The sequence below is a fragment of the Streptomyces sp. NPDC107517 genome (genome assembly GCF_055582645.1).
Genome location: NZ_JBVJPM010000019.1, coordinates 1 through 19923 on the forward strand (window position 1 = coordinate 1; position 19923 = coordinate 19923).

Annotated in this window: 23 protein-coding genes and 6 pseudogenes; 12 read left to right on the forward strand and 17 right to left on the reverse strand. The window is 68.8% G+C overall.

Features of this window, described 5'->3' with window-relative positions:
• The 6 genes and pseudogenes from ACZ67T_RS33005 to ACZ67T_RS33030 all read right to left on the reverse strand — a co-directional run.
• Window positions 1-495, reverse strand: a 495-nt coding sequence (locus ACZ67T_RS33005; protein WP_469988890.1) for a transposase, incomplete at its 3' end; no start/stop codon positions are given.
• 79 nt (window positions 496-574) lie between these two features.
• Window positions 575-1150 (reverse strand): annotated as a pseudogene (locus ACZ67T_RS33010) (IS3 family transposase); the annotation flags it as partial.
• A gap of 17 nt (window positions 1151-1167) precedes the next feature.
• The gene (locus ACZ67T_RS33015; protein ID WP_469988892.1) at window positions 1168-1458 is read right to left on the reverse strand and encodes a transposase; all 291 of its coding nucleotides are present in this window, start codon (window positions 1456-1458) and stop codon (window positions 1168-1170) included.
• Between the two features lie 241 nt (window positions 1459-1699).
• Window positions 1700-2956: an MFS transporter gene (locus ACZ67T_RS33020; protein WP_469988893.1), complete on the reverse strand. Its 1257-nt coding sequence runs from the start codon at window positions 2954-2956 to the stop codon at window positions 1700-1702.
• A 139-nt stretch (window positions 2957-3095) separates the two neighbouring features.
• Window positions 3096-3755 carry an alpha/beta hydrolase gene (locus tag ACZ67T_RS33025; protein ID WP_469988895.1) on the reverse strand — a complete coding sequence of 220 codons (660 nt, stop codon included), beginning with the start codon at window positions 3753-3755 and terminating at the stop codon, window positions 3096-3098.
• Window positions 3756-3790: 35 nt separating this feature from the next.
• Window positions 3791-4477 (reverse strand): cysteine hydrolase family protein, encoded by a 687-nt coding sequence (locus ACZ67T_RS33030; protein ID WP_469988897.1) that lies wholly within the window; start codon window positions 4475-4477, stop codon window positions 3791-3793.
• Window positions 4478-4561: 84 nt separating this feature from the next.
• On the opposite strand from ACZ67T_RS33030, the gene ACZ67T_RS33035 reads away from it, so the two are divergent.
• On the forward strand, window positions 4562-5074 hold the full coding sequence (locus ACZ67T_RS33035) for a PadR family transcriptional regulator (protein ID WP_469988898.1): 513 nt from the start codon (window positions 4562-4564) through the stop codon (window positions 5072-5074).
• A 111-nt stretch (window positions 5075-5185) separates the two neighbouring features.
• Here ACZ67T_RS33035 and ACZ67T_RS33040 read toward each other — a convergent pair whose 3' ends face one another.
• The 4 genes and pseudogenes from ACZ67T_RS33040 to ACZ67T_RS33055 all read right to left on the reverse strand — a co-directional run bounded on the left by ACZ67T_RS33040 (window position 5186) and on the right by ACZ67T_RS33055 (window position 7534).
• The gene (locus tag ACZ67T_RS33040; protein ID WP_469988900.1) at window positions 5186-5488 is read right to left on the reverse strand and encodes an alpha/beta fold hydrolase; all 303 of its coding nucleotides are present in this window, start codon (window positions 5486-5488) and stop codon (window positions 5186-5188) included.
• A 15-nt stretch (window positions 5489-5503) separates the two neighbouring features.
• Window positions 5504-5782, reverse strand: a pseudogene (locus tag ACZ67T_RS33045) (IS110 family transposase); the annotation flags it as partial.
• A gap of 16 nt (window positions 5783-5798) precedes the next feature.
• The gene (locus tag ACZ67T_RS33050) at window positions 5799-6434 is read right to left on the reverse strand and encodes a nucleoside deaminase (RefSeq protein ID WP_469988902.1); all 636 of its coding nucleotides are present in this window, start codon (window positions 6432-6434) and stop codon (window positions 5799-5801) included.
• A 353-nt stretch (window positions 6435-6787) separates the two neighbouring features.
• Window positions 6788-7534, reverse strand: coding sequence for a helix-turn-helix domain-containing protein (locus ACZ67T_RS33055; protein WP_469988904.1), 747 nt, complete (start codon window positions 7532-7534; stop codon window positions 6788-6790).
• Between the two features lie 252 nt (window positions 7535-7786).
• On the opposite strand from ACZ67T_RS33055, the gene ACZ67T_RS33060 reads away from it, so the two are divergent.
• From ACZ67T_RS33060 to ACZ67T_RS33075, 4 genes and pseudogenes are all read left to right on the forward strand, one after another.
• Window positions 7787-8455: an alpha/beta fold hydrolase gene (locus ACZ67T_RS33060; RefSeq protein ID WP_469988905.1), complete on the forward strand. Its 669-nt coding sequence runs from the start codon at window positions 7787-7789 to the stop codon at window positions 8453-8455.
• Between the two features lie 211 nt (window positions 8456-8666).
• Window positions 8667-8837 (forward strand): annotated as a pseudogene (locus ACZ67T_RS33065) (transposase); the annotation flags it as partial.
• Between the two features lie 115 nt (window positions 8838-8952).
• Window positions 8953-9137: pseudogene (locus ACZ67T_RS33070) on the forward strand (IS5/IS1182 family transposase); the annotation flags it as partial.
• A 165-nt stretch (window positions 9138-9302) separates the two neighbouring features.
• A complete protein-coding gene (locus ACZ67T_RS33075) occupies window positions 9303-9581 on the forward strand; it encodes a hypothetical protein (protein WP_469988907.1) in 279 nt (92 codons plus the stop codon).
• A gap of 379 nt (window positions 9582-9960) precedes the next feature.
• On the opposite strand, the gene ACZ67T_RS33080 is transcribed toward ACZ67T_RS33075, so the two are convergent.
• Window positions 9961-11133, reverse strand: a complete 1173-nt coding sequence (locus ACZ67T_RS33080) for a site-2 protease family protein (RefSeq protein ID WP_469988909.1) — start codon at window positions 11131-11133, stop codon at window positions 9961-9963.
• Window positions 11134-11704: 571 nt separating this feature from the next.
• On the opposite strand from ACZ67T_RS33080, the gene ACZ67T_RS33085 reads away from it, so the two are divergent.
• Complete coding sequence (locus ACZ67T_RS33085; RefSeq protein WP_469988911.1) at window positions 11705-12214, forward strand: transglycosylase SLT domain-containing protein; 510 nt, start codon at window positions 11705-11707, stop codon at window positions 12212-12214.
• A 68-nt stretch (window positions 12215-12282) separates the two neighbouring features.
• Complete coding sequence (locus ACZ67T_RS33090; protein ID WP_469988913.1) at window positions 12283-13419, forward strand: LCP family protein; 1137 nt, start codon at window positions 12283-12285, stop codon at window positions 13417-13419.
• Between the two features lie 817 nt (window positions 13420-14236).
• Here ACZ67T_RS33090 and ACZ67T_RS33095 read toward each other — a convergent pair.
• Window positions 14237-14410, reverse strand: coding sequence for a hypothetical protein (locus ACZ67T_RS33095; protein ID WP_469988915.1), 174 nt, complete (start codon window positions 14408-14410; stop codon window positions 14237-14239).
• 250 nt (window positions 14411-14660) lie between these two features.
• Window positions 14661-14798, reverse strand: a complete 138-nt coding sequence (locus tag ACZ67T_RS33100) for a hypothetical protein (RefSeq protein ID WP_469988917.1) — start codon at window positions 14796-14798, stop codon at window positions 14661-14663.
• A 348-nt stretch (window positions 14799-15146) separates the two neighbouring features.
• On the opposite strand from ACZ67T_RS33100, the pseudogene ACZ67T_RS33105 reads away from it, so the two are divergent.
• The 3 genes and pseudogenes from ACZ67T_RS33105 to ACZ67T_RS33115 all read left to right on the forward strand — a co-directional run bounded on the left by ACZ67T_RS33105 (window position 15147) and on the right by ACZ67T_RS33115 (window position 16211).
• Window positions 15147-15887, forward strand: a pseudogene (locus tag ACZ67T_RS33105) (DUF2264 domain-containing protein).
• Window positions 15887-16015, forward strand: a pseudogene (locus tag ACZ67T_RS33110) (DUF4956 domain-containing protein); the annotation flags it as partial. The pseudogenes ACZ67T_RS33105 and ACZ67T_RS33110, both read left to right, overlap by 1 nt.
• Before the next feature lie 31 nt (window positions 16016-16046).
• Window positions 16047-16211 carry a DUF4956 domain-containing protein gene (locus ACZ67T_RS33115; protein WP_469988919.1) on the forward strand — a complete coding sequence of 55 codons (165 nt, stop codon included), beginning with the start codon at window positions 16047-16049 and terminating at the stop codon, window positions 16209-16211.
• Window positions 16212-16262: 51 nt separating this feature from the next.
• Here ACZ67T_RS33115 and ACZ67T_RS33120 read toward each other — a convergent pair whose 3' ends face one another.
• Entirely contained in the window at window positions 16263-16502 is a 240-nt protein-coding gene (locus ACZ67T_RS33120; RefSeq protein ID WP_469988921.1) for a hypothetical protein, read from the reverse strand.
• Window positions 16503-16613: 111 nt separating this feature from the next.
• Between ACZ67T_RS33120 and ACZ67T_RS33125 the strand changes: the two genes are divergently transcribed.
• Complete coding sequence (locus ACZ67T_RS33125; protein WP_469988922.1) at window positions 16614-16757, forward strand: hypothetical protein; 144 nt, start codon at window positions 16614-16616, stop codon at window positions 16755-16757.
• 363 nt (window positions 16758-17120) lie between these two features.
• Complete coding sequence (locus ACZ67T_RS33130) at window positions 17121-17627, forward strand: phosphatase PAP2 family protein (protein WP_469988923.1); 507 nt, start codon at window positions 17121-17123, stop codon at window positions 17625-17627.
• A gap of 445 nt (window positions 17628-18072) precedes the next feature.
• Here ACZ67T_RS33130 and ACZ67T_RS33135 read toward each other — a convergent pair whose 3' ends face one another.
• The 3 genes from ACZ67T_RS33135 to ACZ67T_RS33145 form a co-directional block, all read right to left on the reverse strand.
• Window positions 18073-18843 carry a GNAT family N-acetyltransferase gene (locus ACZ67T_RS33135; RefSeq protein WP_469988925.1) on the reverse strand — a complete coding sequence of 257 codons (771 nt, stop codon included), beginning with the start codon at window positions 18841-18843 and terminating at the stop codon, window positions 18073-18075.
• Between the two features lie 96 nt (window positions 18844-18939).
• Window positions 18940-19017, reverse strand: a complete 78-nt coding sequence (locus ACZ67T_RS33140) for a 50S ribosomal protein bL37 (protein ID WP_469989107.1) — start codon at window positions 19015-19017, stop codon at window positions 18940-18942.
• A gap of 31 nt (window positions 19018-19048) precedes the next feature.
• Window positions 19049-19858 (reverse strand): SDR family NAD(P)-dependent oxidoreductase, encoded by an 810-nt coding sequence (locus ACZ67T_RS33145; RefSeq protein WP_469988927.1) that lies wholly within the window; start codon window positions 19856-19858, stop codon window positions 19049-19051.
• Window positions 19859-19923 lie beyond the last annotated feature (65 nt).

Here is a 19923-nt window from a genome sequence, read left to right on the forward strand (position 1 = left end):
GTCGGGGCGGCTGACCTGGCCGGAAAGCCTTTCCTGTACGTAGTCCCGCAACCGGTCGTGAGCCGCCAGTTTCGCGGTCTTCGGGCGCCGGGCCACCAGATCGGCCTTCCACTGGGCAACCGAAGCCCGGTAGTCCAGTCGGCCGCCACGAGTCGCGGCGTTGCGCCGCAGTTCCCGGGACACCGTCGAAGGATCACGGCCTAGACGACGCGCGGTCTCCCGGACCCCGATGCCCTGCGCTTTGAGGATCGCGATCTCTTCACGCTCGTGAAAGGACAGGTACCGGCCGGACTGCGGGCCAAGATCCATGGGTGGCATGCCGCCACCGTGGCGGAACCATCTTCCCCCCGCCGCTTGGGATACGCCGACCGAAGCTGCCGCCTCCTCCGGGAGCAGTCCGTTCGCGATCTCCCGCCAGAACTGACGTTCCACTTCCCGCCGTAGCGCCGGCGCACCTGGCGACTTCATCGGCGAACGCCCGGTCAACGCCGCCATCCACCCTGCTGGCCTGCCCATCAACACCTCCGAGGACGAGGTGTTGCAACGACCGGTTGAATCCGCCGTTACTTCCACGATCCGAGTGGAATATCGCGTCGGCCGAGAGGTTCTTGTTCCGAGCCGCGTTACGGATTGCCCTGGATATCAGTGAGGTTTGGTAGTGGTCGTCCATCGCGTAACCGATGACTTCCTTCGTACAGCAGTCGATGACCGTTGCGAGGTACAGCCAGCCTTCCCCGGTCGCGATATAGGTAATGTCACCGACAAGCTTCTTGCCAGGTGCATCCGCGGTGAAGTCGCGGCCGACGAGGTCCGGTACCTGGCCGGCCGCAGCCTGAGTGAGGCTGAACCTCTTCGGCCGTGGCAGGCAGGGCACCAGGCCCAGTTCGCGCATGAGGCGGCGGACCAACTCCACGCCCGCGGCGACGCCCCAGCGGTGCAGCTGGGCCTGGATGCGCCGGTGCCCGTAGGTGCTGTCGGACATGTCGAACGCTTTTTTGATGAGCAATTTCAGTTCTTCGCGCCGCTGAGCTGTCGCGGATTCCGGGCGGGATCGCCAGTCGTAGTAGCCGGATCTGGAGACGCCGAGTCGGCCGCACATGAACTCGACGCTGTACGCGTACTTCTCGTTGTCGAGCCGCATCTCGTCGATGAACTCGTACTTGCTTGCTACCGAGTATCCTTCGCGAAGTACGCTGCGGCTTTTTTCAGGAAGGTGACTTCCATCTCCAGCTCGCGATTGCGTCGTTCGAGTTCCTTCAGGCGCGCCCGCTCGTTCACCGTCAGTTCCGCATCGAGGGCTGGTTCCTGCTGCTTCTGGTACTTCTTCACCCAGCCGCGTAGCGTCTCCGAGTTCAGCTCAAGCTCCCGGGCGACTTCGGAGATCGTCTTGCTTGACCTCAACGCGAGCTGGACGGCTTCCTCGCGGAACTCCGGCGAGTACTTACTGGGTGGCGCCACTTCTTCCTCGTTTCCTTGTTCAGGACAACCCTATTGGGTGCCTGTCCGGAAACTTCGTGGCCCCTCAGGTGCCGGGGTATCTTCCGGGCCTTGAGGATCCTGAGCGACACAGTCCGAGATCCTTTCCGGCGCGCGTTACTGAAGCCGGCTATGGCGCAATACCCAAGATGGACACCCTCCCGGACCGTCAAACCTTCGGCAGCATCGATTGCTGGGAACGAGTCTGGCGCGGCGAGAGCCTCTACTCGCATGTCCGTCGCACGGGAACAGCAACCCCGCCTCGGGCGCTGCTCGTCACAGCCGCGTCGGCGCGAGCGATCGAGCCGGTTGGCCGGGCTGCGACGGCGATGACCGTCGCCGCAATCGTGAACGACCACAATATGCAACCGGACTGATCGACGATCAGCCCGGCCATCGCACCGCCGGCCGAGTTGGCCGCCATCGGAAGGGTCACCAGCAAGGTACCGGCCTCGTTTCGCATACCGGCCGGCACGATACGCCCGACGATGGCGGTGTAGACGGTCAGCGTCGGGGCTACGGTGATGCCGCCGACCGCGAGCGCAATGCCCAGCGCCAGTGGGCCCGGCATGACCGCCAGTACCGCCGTACTCAAGCAGACGGCGCCGAGCAACCATGTGAACTGCCGCGGCAGCGGGACGTGCGGCCGTGCAAGGCCATACCCGAAACCGCCCAGTGCAGAACCCAGTCCCCATACCGCGAGCAGGACACCGGCCAGCTGATCGGCGCCGGTCCCCGCGTGGTGGGACGTGAACGCCGGCACGGTCACGCTGATCGCGCCGAAAGCCATCCCGAGACTGCCCACGCAGACCAGCACCACTGCGAAGCCGGGCACCACAAGTGGACCCAGCCCACGAGTTCTGTCGTCCGGCGAGGCCGGACGCTGGTCGCATACGACCGGGCTGCGGGCCAGCAGCAGCGTGCCGACCAGCGTCGCGACCGCCGATCCCGCGATCGCCGCAGCCGGGGAGGCGATCAGCACCGCGACGGCCACCAGCAGCGGGCCTGCCACGAACACCAGCTCGAACAGCGAGGTCTCCACGGCCAGCGCCGCGCCACGCAGGTGATGCCCGGCAGTACCGTCCTCGGTAAGACCGATCCACGCGCTGCGGATCGCCGAGGTCAGCGGTGGATAGGTCGCGCCTGCGGACACAGTAGCCGCGCAGATCAGTGGCAGCGCCCCGCCGCGGACGGCGAACAGGAACGCGACCAGGCCGAGCGGATGGGCGACCGCGGACACACGCAGCACCCGTGTCGCGCCCAGCCGATCCGCAAGCCGTCCGGCGATCGGGCTGACAACCGCGCCCGACAGTGCGTAGCTGCCGGCGGCGACGCCTGCTGATGCGTAACGACCGGTCGCCGCTGCGACCGACAGCAGCAGGGCCAAGGGCGTCACCCCTGTGCCCAGACGGGCGACCACACCGGCCACGAGCAGCAACGGCGCACCCGGCATCCGCCACACCGCAACGTAGTGTCGCAAGAGTCATCCTTCCGACTCCGGTGGGTGAGGTGCCCTGCTGAGCACGAGCGGTTTCCCGGGCGAACGCATCCGCGTTGTCCAGCGTGATGTTGTGTCCGCAGCTTCGGGATGTGCATGAGAGCGACCCTGCGTCGACGAGCTACGTCTCTGCGGCGAACGGCTCGTCGTCGTCTTCGGATCGCATGCAGGTCCGGGGAATCGTCACGTTCCGCAGCAGCTCACGGATGGTGGGCTCGGTGCCAGGGGCGAGGTGTACCCCGCTGCGACGGAGCGCCTCAAACCCGGCAAGCCGCATCGTGAACCACCAGTGCGCTCCGGCGGCTTCGCGGACCTCCTCCATCCTCCGTCGAGGAACACTTCTTCGGTGTAGGCGGCGATGCCACGTGAGCCCGTCATTCCGCGTGCGGGGACATTGGGGTCGAGATTGGGGTCGACGTGGACCAGGCCGGAGAGCAGGTTGGGGGTGGCGATGGGCCAGCAGGACGGTAACCGGCCCGCCCATGCTGTGCCCAACGACTTCAGCTCCATGGACGCCCGCCGCATCAAGGGCCGTAGCGAGAGTGTCGGCGTCGTCTTCCAGGGCGTAGCCGTAGTTCGTCGGGCGGTCGCTGATGCCGAAGCCGGGCATGTCGATCAGGAGAGAGCGAGCGGCGACAGTGGGGTGGACGGCGACGGCCGCGAAGTACGGACTGGAGCAGGCGCCGAACCCGTGCAGGTGGACCCGGGGTCGCTGGAGTCCACCCCGTATCTCCACCCAAGGGAGTTGTGCCCCACCGGGTGTCACCTGGGCACTGCGCATATTCCCTTCCTCGCTCCATTCGATATACCGCAGCGCTATACATCGCTGGCGGTTTTTGGCGAAGCGGCCGCAGTCGCCGCAGTCAGTCGATCGGCGATCTTCTCGGCGGTCAGCACGAGCGCGAAACCCTTGCGCAGTACGGCGAGTTCCGGTTCCTGCCGGGACTGGTCGTCGGTGGCCGTGACGTCGGATCCGAAGACGACCTTGTAGCCGCGCTCGTATGCCTGCCGGGCCGTGGTCCCACAGCAGTAGTTGGTGAGGGTTCCCGTGACGATGACCGTGTCCCGGCCGAGGTTGCGCAGCATCGTGTCGAGAGGTGTGTCGTAGAACGCCCCGTAGGACGGCTTGCGGATCAGGATCTCGTCGGGACGGTGGCCCATCGGGCCCCACACCGCGGCAGGGCCCGGTCGGCGCCAGTCGCTCTCCGCGTGCGGCAGGAAACGCAGGGCGTGCGGCCGGTCCAGTCCCAGATGGGTGTCGTCGAAGATGGTCCAGATCACCGGGACCGAGGCGCTTCGGCAGTGTTCGACCAACTCCCGCAGCCGGGGCGCCATCCGGGTCGCCGCGGGCACCCAGTAGGGGCTCGAACCGGGCTCGACGAATTCGTCCTGCATGTCGATGACCAGGAGTGCTGTCCGTTCGGGCCGTATGTCGAACGATGCCTGGCCGCTCTCATAGGCGTCGCGCGCCCGTGACGTCACCCAATCCTCGCTGTACGTCATCCCATCTGCTCCCTCGTTCCGACGTACCTCGTTCCGACATCCCTCGATCCGAAATACCTCGATTCGATGTGCGAGAGTAGCAGCATGCTCGAACTCGCGATACTGGGATTTCTGGCCGAAGGGCCGCTGCACGGCTACCAACTGCGCCACCGGATAGCTCACCTGTCCGGCCATGCCAGGCCGGTCAGCGACGGCAGCCTCTACCCCGCGATCAACCGGATGGTCAAGGCCGAACTGCTCGACCGGCGGACCGAACCGGGCGACTCTGCCGCTCAGCGGCACGTCCTGAGCCTGACCGACGCCGGCCACCGTGAGCTACTGCGCAGACTGCGGGATGCCGACGGCGTGGAAATCACGGACAGCACCCGGTTCTTCACGGTTCTGGCCTTCCTCTCCCACCTGCCCGACACTGCTGACCAGCACGCGGTACTGCGCCGCCGGCTGGACTTCCTGGAGCAGCCCGCGAGCTTCTTCCACGACGATGACCGCATGCAAAGGGCCGAGGACACAGACGACCCCTACCGGCGAGGCATGCTCACCATCGCCCGCGCGACCAGCCGCGCGGAAAGGTCCTGGCTTCGGGAGATACTGGCCTGACGCGGCACACCGAGCACATCGCCGCGCAGAACGCCCCGCGGAGTACAGCGGCCAAGCGCGACGCGCGGGTTCCCTGCCGAGGAAGTCGACAACCAGAGCAACCAGTTCGCCTTAGCGCTCGACGCGGGTGACATGCCCGCAGCCCAGCTCGGCGAACTCGCTGCCAGGGAGCGCCGCGTGGACGCCGCGGGCGTTTACGACCGGGATCAGCGCGTCGTCCGTGCAGCCGATCACCAGCGTCGGCGCCCGGATCACCGGGCGCCGGTCGTGCACGTACACCCGCCGGGTCAGGTCGAACTGGCGGATCCTGGCGACCGTCGGCGACAACGCCGAGTGCCTGCGGTCCGAGACACCTTCGCCCACGTGTGCGGCGCCGCGCCTCTGCCCGCCTCCTCCGGCCGAGGCGACCGCCACCTCCTCATGAGGTTGTCAAGCCGCCGCAGTGACTGGGAGATCCTGGTGGTAGCACCGTCCGTCACGAATCAAGGCCCACAGAACGCTGACCCTTCGTCGGGCCAGCGCAAAGACGGGCTGGCTGTGTCGCTTGCCTTCGGCGCGCTTGCGTTCGTAGAAGCGCCGCGATGCGTCGCAACTGCGGATGCTGATCAGCGCGGAGGTGTAGAAGACGCGTTGCAGGTCATGGTGGTAGCGCCGGGGCCGGTGCAAGTTGCCGCTGACGTTGCCGGAGTCGCGTGGACCAGCCATCGTCGTCCCGGTTGCGGTCCTACTCTCGGCGTTCAGTCAGCAGATCCCAGACCTGCTCCAGGGCTTGGTCGGCGGTGTCAGGCAGTCTGCCTCCGCTTCCGAGTCGCTGTGCGACGGCACGGGCAAGTCTCGTGCGGTGCGGTGCCGTTGACTCCATTGCTCGAACCAGGGTGCCGTTCGTATTCAGGCACGGGAGTACCGCGAGCCACTCGCCGAGTGGTCCGGTCAGCGGGCCTGTGACTTCCGGCCATCGACGCCGCACCTCGTCGTTGTGCTGGCGCAACTGCTCGATCCCTTGCCAGGTCGGGTCGAACGCGCCGAAATGAAGCCGGCCGACGCGTGCCACGATGATGGCGCCGAGGCACATGGGACACGGATGCAAGGTCGTGTAGAGCACGCTGCCGCGTGCACGGTCCTTCTGTGCTGGAACGACGCTTAACGCCTCCATCTCCGCATGAGCGAGAAGGCCACGCGGTGACTTCGTCCCGAAGCGCTGGTTGCGTCCGCGACCGACAATGTTCTCCGTTCCGTCAGTCAGAACGGCACCGACGGCGATGCCGCCTTGGCGGTAGGAATCCCAGGCCATCTCCATGGCTGCCCGCCACGGCACGTCGAGCATCGACCACGACTCGTCAGCTGATTTCTGTATCGGCATGCAGCGATTCTTTCGCGTCACCGCCGCCGAAGGTGAGGCTGTGCACGATGGCCCTGCAGAGCCGGGGATCGGTCGGGCTGCAGGATCGGCTTCTTGAGCGCCGCCGTGGCCGGCGGCCGTCCTGTGAGGGTGCGCCGGACGTCGTAGTCCCACCTGCCCAGGAGCACTGCATTCTCACGGCGGAGATCAAGCAACTCGGGGTCCTGGTGCTGTCGCGGCGCAACAAAACCGGGAGACGGACAGTAGCCCGCGGGCGACATTCTTCCGCCGCTGTAGCTGTGCGGGAAGTGCGAGCCACACGGGGGCATCTCCTGTTCGCGCGCGGACCCCATCGGTCCGGGTGCGAGTACAAATCAGTCCGAGGAGTCGACCACTGTCGGGGGTCGAGATGCGTGGGCGGCGGTCTGGCGACCGGTTCGGTAGCGGCCCGGGGTCGTTCCGATGATGTTGGTGAACGCTGCGATGAAGCTGCTGGGGTTGGCCCATCCGCAGGCGAAGGCGGTTTGGGTGGTGTCGTGGCCGTCAGCGAGGAGCACGAGCGCGTGGTAGACGCGTAGTTGCGTGCGCCACTCGTAGAAGGTCATGCCGAGTTCGTCGCGGAACAGTCGGCTGAGGGTGCGGGTGCTGGCTCCGATCGTCTTCCCGAGTTCGACCAGCGTGGTGCTGTCTGCCGGCGTCTCGTACAGCATCCGGGCAATGGCTTGCAGCCGGTCGTCCTGTGGCTCCGGCAGATGCAGTGGCCGTTCGCGTGCTTCGCGGAGTTCATCGACGAGTACTCGAAGGAGACGAGACCGCGCGGAGCGGCTGTAACCAGGCGCGGTGTCATCGTAGTTGCGGGCGCCCGTCACGGCGAGCAGGACCTCGCGGGCGAGGTCGGAGGCCAGGAACACCGCGGGGCGGTCCGGCATGAGCCGGGCGAGAGACGGCACGAGAAAGACGATCCGCATGTCGGTGTCGCCGTGAGCGCGGTGGTAGTGCGTGAACAGGGCGGGGGTCCAGGCGACCCGGTTGGCGGGAACGATCGACGTGCCGCGCTCGGTATGAACTGCCAGGACGCCGCTGGCCGCGTAGACCAGGTGTCCCCGTGCGTGCGACTGCACCGTGCTCGTTTCGCCGGATGGCCACAGGTGGCGCCCGCCGGACGGCCACATATGTGAGGTCACACCGGTGGTCTGGCGAGGTTGGCGGCGAGCAGGCATCAGTTGGCAGCGTAGCGGTAGCAAGCCACACCGTGAACTGGCGAGACTTCCTCCATGTGGACTGGTCTTCGGTCGCGCGGAGTGCCCGGCCGAACCACATGTCGTCGAGGCAGCGTGCCTCGATGCCGCGGCTTGAGGGAGAAGGAGAAGCGCATGGCGACGTTCGTCCTCGTACCTGGCGGTTGGAAGGGCTCCTGGTCGTACGAGGCGGTGATTCCGCTGCTGGAGCGTGCCGGTCATGCCGTTCACGCCCTGACTTTGACCGGCCTGCGGCCGGACGACGACGAGGCGACGGTCGCGACCGCCAACCTCGACACGCACGCCGACGACGTAATACGGCACCTCGACCGCAACCACATCACCAGCGCGACGCTGGTCGGCCACAGCTACGCCGGGATGGTGATCGCCGCCGCCGCCGATCGCGCAGACGGCCGGATCTCACGACTGGTGCATCTCGACGCCTTCGTACCGCGCAACGGCGAGTCGTGGTGGTCGTCAACAAACGAGTACTTCCGGGAACTGGCTGCTGCTGGCGCTGCGGCCACCGGCTACGCCATCCGACCACCGGACGGCGGCGATCCGCGCCGCCGCCCCCATCCCCTCGCCTCGTTCCTGCAAACGATCCGGCTCACCGGCACGCTCGCCCAGGTCCCTCGCCGGGAGTTCATCTACTGCTCGGGGTGGGAGGACCGGACGCCGTTCGCCGAACTCCGCACCCGCCTCCAAGCCGATCCCGAGTGGCAGGTCCACGACCTCCCAACCGGCCACGACGCCATGCACGAGGCACCCGAGGCGGTCGCCACGCTACTGCTCGGCGCATGAACCGCGGATGCATCGACAGTCGCCAGGGTCTGTCATGGGGACGGGAAGACGACGAGCAGGACTGCGTCCGAGGCCTGCTGGGGCCTGTGGCTCGGGAGAACAGCCGGCTGTGCCGCGAGGCGCCATGTGACCGAGTGGATGTGGCGGGCGGCGTCGACGCGGTTGTTGATGGCGGAGTCGGCTCTGACGCGACGGTGACCGACTGGGTGGGGTGATACGTCGCTATGAACTCGCCGATCAGGAGTGGGAGTTACTCGCTCCACTCATACCGCATGCCGCGACGGGTCGGCCGTGTGTGGAGGATCGGCAGGTCGTCAACGGGGTGGCCTACAAGATCCGGACCGGGATCTCCTGGCGTGACCTGCCAGATCGCTACGAACCGTGGAAGACGGTCTCACCGCTTCCGCCGCTATGCGCTGGACGGCGTGTTCACACGGGCTCTCCAGCAGATCCAGGCTCATGCGGACGCGGTCAGCGACATCGACTGGCTCGTCCAGATCGACTCCACCATCGTCCGCGCCCACCAGCACGCTGCCGCCACCGGCCGAAGAGGGGGATCCACCGGCCGGACGAACCAGGCGATCGCGCCCTCGGCCGATCCCGAGGAGGCCTGACCACCAAAATCCATCTCGCCTGCGACGGCATGGGACGCCCGCTCGCGATCCTGCTGACACCCGGCCAACGCCACGGCAGTATCTGCGCGCGTGATGCCGCCAGGCTCGAACCGGCCGACGGGCCCGGACAGCCGCCGAGAGCGGCCCGAGCACGAGACCCTCACTTGCCGATCGCGGCCACCCCGGCCTGAGGCTGCTGGCGGTTCGGCCTCGCGAACGCCTACCGTGGAGGCATGAGCGAGATCGTCGTTGTCTACGAACTCGACCAGCCGGTGGCCACGCGCTCCTCCCCGGATGCACCGAGCGGTGAGGACCGGCACATCCGCAAGGTGCACGCGGCGCCCGCCACGCCAGGGGCGCCCATCCCGGTGGGACCGAGGACCTTGTGCGGCAAGGACACCTTCGCGATGGAGGCGAGCCGGAAGCCCTCCGAGCACCCTGGAGCGCCCTGGTATCCCGCGGAATACGCATCCGTGGTCTGCCCCGACTGCGATGCCGTGATCGAGACCTGACCGGCACACCGACTGCCTGAACGTCGCCGCACCCACCGCTTTCCTGCCCTCTCACCGCGCTTGTGCCACGTACTGGCAGGGCCCCTGTCAACAGTCAGTTCGTTCTACTCGTTCTACTGGCCGCTGTCCGGCGTCGCGGTGGGTGCGGGGCAGGCAGCCCGGCCTCAGGGGACCTGGCGGGACGCCGACGAATGCCTCGAGCTGCGGGCAGTGGGCGAGGGTGGTGCGGGCGTGGTTGAGAAAGGTGTGCGGTGCCCTCGGGTGCTGCCGGGTCGGGTGGGGACCCGGCAGATCACGCTGGTGGGCGGATCGGTCCACGACAGGGACGCAATGACACGACCGCATCGCGCCGCGGCCAGCTTCTCCGGGGGCGTGACGGCTACGGATCGATACCGGGGCGGCTGCCCTCACCGCCGCCGGGAGGTGCAGCTCGGCCCTGCCCCTCCGGATTCCGCTGGTAGAGCCGTTGTATGTCGTGCGCGGTGACGATACCGCCGAGGCGGCCGCCGTCCATGACCAGGATGGGCAGTCCGCCACCGGAACCGAGGCGCTCCAGGACGGCTGTCAGCAACTCGTCCGATGCGGCGACCGTGCACTTGGACAGCGGGATCGCCAGGTCTCGTACCCGCAGCGCCTGCTGCCGCCCGGAGGGCACGGCGGTCAGCCTGCGTAGCTGCACGACCCCGCTGGGGTGGCCCTCGAAGTCCACCAGCGCCAACACCGAATGTCGCGTCTGAGCCGCCACGTCGGCTAGGAAGCGGTCCACGGTCAGCCACTCGGGACCGGTGACCACCGGGCTGGTCATCGCCTGAGTCACCCGCAGGCCGCGCACGGCCATGGACAGCTGGGCCCACCGCCGTTCGGCCGTGGCGGTGACCGCCACGAACACGCCGATGACTATCAGCCACAGTCCGCCCGACGCCCCGCGTACGAACGCCAACCAGCCCAGCACGGCCAGCGTCATGCCGATGACCTGTCCGCTGCGCCCCGCCGCCAGCTGCGCCCGCTCCCGGTCCCGCGTACGCCACCACAACACGGCCTGGAGCACCCGGCCCCCGTCCAGGGGCGTGGCGGGCAAGAGGTTGAAGACGCCCAGCAGCACGTTCATGCCTCCCAGCCAGCCCAGCAGGGCGACCGGCATCCGCCAGCCCAGCACCGCATGTACCCCCACCGCGCCTGCGATGGCGGCCCCGCCGAGCACGAGGCTGGCCAGCGGACCGCTGACGGCGACTGTGAACGCCGCCCGCGCCGTCGTCGGCCGGTCCATCCGGGTCATTCCACCGAGTGCCCACAGCGTCACGTCCCGCACCGATATCCCGGCTCGGCGGGCCGTCAGCGCATGCGCCGCCTCATGCACGACCAGACTCGCCAGCAACAGCAGAGCCCCGACCACTCCGGCGACCGCGTACGCCACCGGCGCCCAGCCCGGCGCGTACGCGGGCAGGGTCCGGCCGGCCAGACCGTACGCGAAGAGCAGCATGATCAACGGCACGCTCCAGTGCGCCCGCAGCGCCACTCCCCGCACGCTCCCGATCCGGAACAAACCCTTCATCGCCATCACCCCCGACAGGAGACAGGTGGCGCGCCCGACCGCAGTCCGGGCTCCCTTCTATGGTCCGTCTGGCACCTCGCGGCCGGAAGCCTGCCGGCGATCACTCGTTCCGTGATCGCTCTCAGAACTGACGAATCACCCTGCAACCAGATCAGTTGCCCTTTGAGGGAGTCGCCCTTCGTGGGCGTGATCGTGGCCCGTGGGTCGGACTGGGCGCGTGACGTGGGTAACGTCGGCGGGCCTGGGGCTGTGAGGCGGCCCATAGGGGCCAGATCACATACTAGGGGCGGTAGTGGTCCGCGGGGTCGTCTGGCGGCTCAAGGAAGCCACCCTAAGCCACTCTATTCGGTCATTTCGGACATTTCTCCGATGTGGGGTAGTACGTCACATCCTTGCGCCCCCGTTCCGCCGTCGCTAACTATGGCTGTCGTCCCGGTGAGCGGGTCGGAGCACGAGCCAGACGCTCGCTTCGAACCCCCCAGGGACAGGGCGCGGAACTCGATTCCGCTCCCAGCGCCACCGCACCGGCCGGCGCCGCACGATGTCCCCGAGCATGAAGAGGTAATCCCGTATGACCTTCTCCGCCCCGATCACCGCTGCTGCCCGCCCCACCGTCTTCAAGCGCGCCACCGTCACGGTCCTGGCCGCCGCCGGTCTCGCGGGCGCTGCGCTGACGTTCGCCGGGTCGCCGGCGCAGGCCGCCGAGCCGACCGCGGCGGTGAAGGCCGCTTCTTCGGTCTCCACGAAGAAGGCCACGGACGGGAACAACGTGGATGCCTGGATCAATGAGGCGCTCAAGGTCATGAAGGCCAAGGGCATCCCCGGCTCCTACGAGGGTCTGCACCGCAACATCATGCGTGAGTCCTCCGGTAACCCGAACGCGGTGAACGGCTATGACGTGAACGCGGCCAAGGGCACCCCGTCCAAGGGCCTGCTGCAGGTGATCCAGCCGACCTTCGACGCCTACCACGTCGACGGCACCTCCAAGAGCCTGACGGACCCGGTCGCCAACATCACCGCGGCCGCGAACTACGCCGCCGACCGCTACGGCTCGATCGACAACGTCAACTCCGCGTACTGAGACGCCGTCACCACACGCCATCACTGCTCCACGGCACGCCGTACCCAGCGAACGGAGGGCAGTCCTTGATGTCGCACCACAGTGCAGACGACGGGCGCGCGTCCTCGGCAGACGCCCTTGACCAGATCGGCTACGGGTGGGCGAGCCTGCACGGCTCGCGCGGCAGGTCCCGCACGAAGCGACTGCGCGTGATCACTTTCACCGCGCTCGGCGCCGTCCTCGTCGGCGCCGGTGGTGTCGCCTGTGCGTGGTCGCACCTGAACGGGAACCTCAAGGGCACGGACATCAACGCCGTGCTGGGCAGCGACCGCCCGGCCGCGGGCCACGACGGGGCGATGAACATCCTGCTCCTGGGCTCCGACTCGCGCGCCGGCACACACGGCGCCTACGGCACGGGTGTCACCGGCGCCCGCTCGGACACCGCCATGGTGCTGCACGTCGACAAGAGCCACACCATGGCCTCCGTCGTGAGCATCCCCCGCGACACGCTGGTCGACCGGCCGCAGTGCGCGAAGCCGTCGGGCGGCACGACGCCGGGCGAGCGGCAGTCGATGTTCAACGCCGCCTACCAGGTGGGCGGTCCGGCCTGCGCCGTGAAGACGGTGGAGAAGATGTCGGGTGTGCGCATGGACCACTATCTCGAGGTCGACTTCACGGGCTTTGAGAAGTTCGTCGACGAGCTCGGTGGTGTCGACATCCACACCCAGCGGGCCATCAAGGACCCCGGCAGCCACCTGTCGCTGAGCGCCGGGAAGCACACCCTCAAGGGTGAACAGGCCCTCGCGCTCGTGCGGACCCGGCACGCCGTCGGTGACGGCAGCGACCTGGGGCGCATCCAGCTCCAGCAGACGTTCATCAAGGCACTGATCCACCGCGCCGAATCGATCGACGTGCTGTCCCACCCCGCCCGGGCCTATGTGCTCGCCGACACCGCGACCAAGACCGTGAGCGCCGACACCGCTCTGGCCTCCGCGGACAAACTCCTCGGCCTGGCCAAGGACCTCAAGGGCATCAGCCCCGACCACATGAACATGATCACCCTGCCCGTCCGCTACGACGCCCGAGACGCCGGCCGCGTCCTGCCACTGCCCACAGCAGCCCACCAGGTCTGGCAGGCCCTGCACGACGACCGCCCCATCCCCACATCCGCGACCCACGACTCGGTCGCCACACGAACCGACTCACCGGTCTCCGCCGACACCTAAGGGGCGTCGGGCCGCAGCCAGTTGCTCGCATCGACCGCGAGGACGAATCGCCCGCCGGTGGCTCTCGGCAGCAGGGTGGAGGCAAGCAGCCACCGCAGACGGCGCCGGCCCCAACCAGCCAAGGTTGACCGCGTCGTACATCGCTCTGTGCCCGCGCCGGTGCTCGGCCGTCAGCGTTGGCTCGGCCGGCGACCTGACTGCACCGTGCGGGGCTCAGAAGGCCGTCGCTGCAGGTCAAGCGGCATGGCAGTTTTAGCGGTACTCGTTAATGACGCTGTCAGGGACGCGGGCGCGCAGGAGGCTGCGGCCTTCGAGTGCGTGCACGGCGATGGGCTGTTGGTCGGCGCCCGCGGTAGTGGTGCGCAGCAGGGGCACGGCGAGCGGTCAGGTAGGCGGGCACGGAGCAGTACGAGTGACCATCCCGCCGCGCCGTGCGATGGACGCCATGACTACGGTGACCTGCTCGGGCGTAATCATCGGCACACACAACGCTTTGAAGCCCGTTGGCACGATGCGGTGGCGCGCGCGGCCTGACCGGATGTGCTTGGTGGGAGCACCACGAAGGCGGCTGACACCCGAGGCAGGTAGCTGTCTGAGGTGAGCCGGTGGGGCGACCACGACCGGTAACACAAGGGATGGGGCGCGTTTCGGGTTCACCACGGCGGACAACACTGGCTGTGGAATTCAGTGACGTCGATGACCTTGACTTCGACTACGTCTGCCCGGAATACCGGCCGCCGCCGCTGTCGCAGGAATCCAGGAGCCCGCCGTTGCACCTTGGTTCGGTGCAACGGCGGGCTGCGTCGGCGGGGTGTTACTACACCTCACGCTCGATCTGGTTCTCGCTTACCTTGTCCTCGCGCAGCGTCGCCTCGTTCTGGACGGCGTAGCGCGCCTGCGCCCCGCTGCCCTCGGTGCTGCGGATCTCGCCCCGCTGAAGCTCGTCCTGCTGGTCGCGGTACTCAACGTGCTGTCCCTTGCGGTAAGGCATGGGGATCTCCAAATCTCGTGTGGTCGATGAGGGCTGGCCCCGGCCGTTCGGCAGCGGGCGCCCCGCCCTCTTGGCGCCAGCGACTGTCGCCCGGCGCACTCACAGCTCACCCCGAACTCCGTCCAACGGCAATCACTGCGGGCCGAATGGATGACGCCTCGCCCGCCCCCGCGCCAACGTCCCCTGTGACGGACGGTGCCACGGGCCGTGTGGGGTTCCAGAACGCGGCCACTGGCGATGACCTGCATCTTTACGTCGCTCCTTCGTACTCGTTGGCGAGGCTTCCGAGGATCGGCCGGCGCTTGATCCGCTCGTGAGAGAGGTCGGCGATGGGGCGGTCGATCGGCGGACGGCCCGTCCGGTTCGGGTACGTCCACTTCTTCGTCACCAGCCGGCGGCACCGCGAATTCGTGTCGGGCGTGACGAGACGGTGCCGTCGCAGTTGCCGGGGCAGCTGTCGGATCTGTACGCCAACCAGGCGGATCCCGGCGGGAGTTCGGCGACTGCGTCGACGTGCCGCTCGATGGCGGGAACCGCCGCGCCGAGCCCGTACAGCAGCGGATCGTCGGCGGCTGCTGCACGTGGCCACAGCCGACCACCTCCTCGACGTGCTCGTCCCGTGCGCGACCTCGGGCGGCGCCCCATATCGGCTGCCGGGACGCTCAGCAGCAGGTCGGGGGTGGTGTCCGATGGCCTTGAGAGGTAAGCGCGTTCGTTCCTGATCGCGGCCTGCCGGATCGCCGGGGCACAGGGCGCGGCGCCACAGGGAGTGATCGAGCGGTACGTCGACGGGCTCACGGCCGGCGCGGAATCCGCGAGCCCAGACGCGTGGCCCGCCGTTACGGTCCTGTCCCATCTCATGGTCGATGCCGCCTCGATCGCCATCGGGTTGCATGAGACGTGCAGTTGGCTGTGGGGCAGGCTGGACTCCCGTGTCCAGGAGCGGGTGGTGGACTGGTTCTCTGGCTTTGTCGGGGCCCAATCCCCTGACAGCAACTGAAAGTTGTTCCAGGTGGTGTCTGGACCGTCCTCGCCTCAGTGGGCGGCCCGTTCTCCCAGGACGATAACGACTCCCCTGGAGCGGATCGAGGACTGGTGGGTCGGTGACGGCTGGTACGCCGACGGCCGGTGCACCGACGGCGACGGCAAGAACTTCGACTATTGCTGCGGTTGGACGATGCAGGTGCGTCCTCTGCTGTGGGCGCGGATGGCCGAGACCACGCCCGGCGCGGACTCTTCCGCCCGCGCCGACGTCTACCGGGAGCGTCTGCGCCAGTACCTGACGACGTATCCGCAGTTCTTCGGCGGCGATGGCGCACCGATGCATCAACGGCGGTCGCCGACCTGCCGGTTCGCCTGCCTCGCCCCGGTCTGGATGGGTGAACTGGCTGACTGCTCGCCGCTGCCGCCGGGGCAGGCGCGGCGGTTTGCCTCGCCGACAAGTCCCTCGCCTCGGCACTCACGCCGGGAGACCTGATGGCCCGCGCCGGCCTGGATGTCCTGGTGCTGCTGGCGCTGGTCGGCTGGCTGTACCGGCGCCGCCGGTCCGTGCCGGAGATGCCGCTGGCCCTGGCCGCGCTCAACCTCGGTCTGTTCGCCGCGACGACCGCGATCAGCGCGGGCAAGTTCCCCTCCGGTGTCGGGTTCGGTCTGTTCGGCATCCTCTTCTCTGGTCCGGCTGCGCAGCGCCGCCTTCGCGGTCCGCGACGTCGCGTACGCGTTCATCGCGCTGGTGATTGCGCTGAGCAACGGGCTGCCGCAGCGCGAGACCTGGATGATCACCGGCATCGGGTTCCCCTGATCATCGCGGTCCTGGTGATCGACGCCCCGGCCTCGTATCAGCCCACTCGCGTCAACGGACGGCCGCGGCGCCACCGTCAAGCACGCGCACACCGTCGAAGCGGACGCCTACGGGCGCCTGGAGGCCGGCACCGAGGCCGCCGCCTTCGTCGACCGTGTCCTCGGCGACAGCGGGATAGAGGTCACCGCCGCCGAACTCGCCCCGGCCGGAGAGATCCGCTATCTCCGCGCCGCCTTCGCCGACCTCGAAGCCGGCACCCGTCTCACCCTGGACGGCGCTCTCTCCTGCCACCGCGATGGCCGCAGCGCCGAGCTGGACCCCGGCTACTTCCTTGTCGAGACCAAGGGCACGGCCCGGCCTGCCGCCGCCGACCGGCTCCTGCTCGGCCTGGGCGCCAGGCCGGTGTCCATCAGCAAGTACATCGTCGGCTTGTCTCTGCTCGCACCGGGACTGCCCGACAACAACGTCCGTCGCCTCGCCCGCGCCCGCTTCCACACCGTCCCGCGCACCAAAGCGCCCCGCGCCGGAAGGAACACCCCCGCATGAACAGCCCCCGCCGCCTGCAGTGGCAGTACCCCCTGACCGCCGTCGTCGCCGCCGACGCCGCCACCTTCGGTCTGGCCCACACCACCGACGCCTCCCCGGCCGCTTCCTCCGCCTCGGCGAAGAAGAAGCCCGGCGCGACCGACCAGATCAAGCCGACCCGCCGCCCGTGCTCTTCACCGACGCCCAGGTCGCCGACGTCGCCGAGCAGCAGGGGGGGCGCAGAAGCACACCGCGGACGCCCTGTTCGCCAAGTGGAAGGCCGCGCACGGCTCCACCCGCGACGACAAGGCCTTCCTGACCTGGGCCGCGCAGCAGGTCCCGGCCCCGCCGAGCAAGGTCGCCCGCACCGTCGAACTGCACCAGGTGCAGAGCCTCGCCAAGACCCGCACCGCCGCCGGGAAGAAGGCCGCCACCTGGCTCGAAGCCCACGGTAAGAGCGACATCTGGAAGCTCTACGGCCACGACCAGCGCGAACTCCTCCCCAAGGAGCAAGGGGCCGTGGAGAAGACGGAGCTGAAGACAGCTCTCAAGCTCGCCAAGGCGATCACCGAGAAGGTCGCCGCCCGCGACCAGCAGCCCGCGCCATACGTCCTCGACCCGTCCCTGCGCCCCGAAAAGCACGTCACGCCCGGGCAGAAGGGCCCCTACTCCTACCCCTCGCGGCACGCCGCCAAGTCCGCCGCCGTCACCCTCCTTGGCGGCTGGGCCCCGCACCGCGCCGAGGACTACAAGGAGATGGCCGCCCAGGTCCTCTACTCCCGCCTCTACATGGCCGGTCACGTGAACAGCGACATCACCGCCGGCACCCTGGTCGGCGACCTCGTCGGCGACTACTTCGAGAACGCCGCCACGTCCGCCGCCGGGAAGTAGCCCCCGCCGTCCACCCGCCGCCCTGGCCGCCTCATGTGAGCCCGAAACTTCGGTGGCGCGTACGGTAGTTGAGGGCACGCCTACTGGGCGCAGGGGTGCGACTGCCCGGGTCGCCTGCCCTCGTGCCACCGGGGCCCGGGCCTGACCGTTGTCGAGCACGTCACGTGTGAGGTCGGCCCGGATGCTGCACGGCCGCGGACTGCCCCCCGGCGCGATCGCATGGTGGTCAACACTGCGAGCACGCTCCTGCAGCCCAGCCCAGCCCAGCCCAGCCCAGCCCAGCCCAGCCCAGCCCAGCCCAGTCCAGCCCCGCCCGGACCAGTCCAGCCCCGCCCGGCCCGTCCCAGAACGCGGAGCGCAGCGGTGGCGGGCAACGCGACCTGCTGCCCTACGCTCCCCACCCCTCATCGGCGCAATGACTCGGCGCTCGGGTGCGGGGCCGGACTCAGGCGGCGAGGCGGTTTCGTCGTGCTGGGCTTCCGACCGCGTAGTGAACGTATTCGCGTACCAGACGGAAGCCGGCTGTCCAGGCCAGGAGACGGCTGGCGCGGTTGAGGACGGAGCAGTTCCAGGCGGGGGTGTGGCCGCGTGCGGTGATGTCCGTGACGAGGGCGGTGACGCAGGCCAGGGCGAGGCGGTGGCGACGGTGGTCAGGGGCGGTGAAGACCGCTACGTCCTCGTAGTGGGTGCCGCGGAAGTACGTGCAGGCGATGGCCAGTACCTGTCCGCCACGGTCCACGGCGGCCCAGCCGTGACCGGAGCCGGCGAGGCCTTCGGCGCCACCCCAACTGGCGTGAATCCAGGCCGAGTCGGCACCAAGGGTATGCAGGGTGTCGGTGTCGGCGGGTTCGAGGCGGCGGACGTTCACGCCGCGCGGAGTCGGGCAGGGTTGCGGCTCGGCCTGCAGGGTCCACACCATGCGTTCCCACGGGGTGAGGCGGTCAAAGGCCGCGCCGAGGGCCGGCAGGAAACGGGCGGGCGCGTCGATGCGGCTGCCCGCCAGGGATGCCAGGTCCTCGGGTGTGCCGGGGGAGCCGCGCAGCAGGACATGGTCGGCACAGGAAACGGCGATGATGCGCGGCTGGTCCGCTCGGTCCGCCCACCAGCGGCCGACGCCGGTGGTGAGGACGTGTTCGCCGATCGTGGCCGGCCCGGGGGCGCCGGCCGGGAACCAGCGGGTGAGTGGCGGCAGTTGGCGGGGTTCGAGTTCGATCACCGACTTTCTCCGTGGGGCAGTGAGGGGGAGGGGCGGGCGGGGCGAAGGGCGGCGCGTGTCACCGGTCCGGTCGCCCCGCCCGCCCCTCCGGTCGGGTCAGCGCTGGCCGGCCTTGCGGCCGTGGTTCGCCTTCTTCTTGCGGCGCGCCTTCTTCTTGCGGGATCGCTTCGACATGGGTGGTGACTCCGTTATGGGGTGGGCGTGTTCAAGCGGTGCGGCCGACGAGGAGGTCGGCCAGTTTGTTGAGGCGCTTGACCGTGCGGTCCTCGGTGGCGGCGGGCGCCGGGTCGACGCGCTCGGAGCGGTCGTAGTAGGCGCCGTTGACGATCTCGACCGACGGGTCGCAGAGGCGGACCACGTGCGCGGCACCCTCGGTGGGTGTGACGCCGTCGTGGGCGTAGAGGGGGAGCAGCGCGGTGTCGCACACACCCGGGTGGACCGATACCGCGGTGACGCGCGGATCCGCAGCGAAGACGGTCAGCGCCAGCTGCGACTGGGCGTAGGCGGCGAGCCGGGAGTAGCGGCGGGCGCGGTTGGGATCGTTCCACTGGATGGAGCCGGTGCGGTGCAGGGAGGAGGAGACGTTCACGACGCGACCGCCCGGATTGCTGGTGAGAGCCGGTTCCAGCAGGCAGGTCAGCAGGTAGTGGGCGAGGAAGTTGACCTGGAAGGCGATCTCGTTGCCGTCGGCGGTGATGGTGTGCCGTTCGGGCGCCGCCATGCCCGCGTTGTTGACCAGGACGTCCAGGTGCGGGTGCTCGGCGACGACACGGGCCGCCATGGTCTCGACCTGGTCCAGGCGGGTGAAGTCGGCGCCCACGGTGCACAGTCGGTCGGCGTCGATGCCGGCCGTCGTGATCAGGCGGTCGGCGGCGGCGCGCGCTTCCTCGGCTGTGCGGCCGTGCAGCAGCACGGTGGCGCCGCGTTCCGCGAGCCGCCGGGCGGTCTCCAGGCCGATGCCGGAAGTGGCGCCCGTGACGAGGACGGTACGGGACGAAAGGGTGGTGTCAGACATGATCCATCCGGGGTTGCGCGTACGGCTTCGCGTACGGCTCGGGCCTGCGTACGACGGTTGCGTAC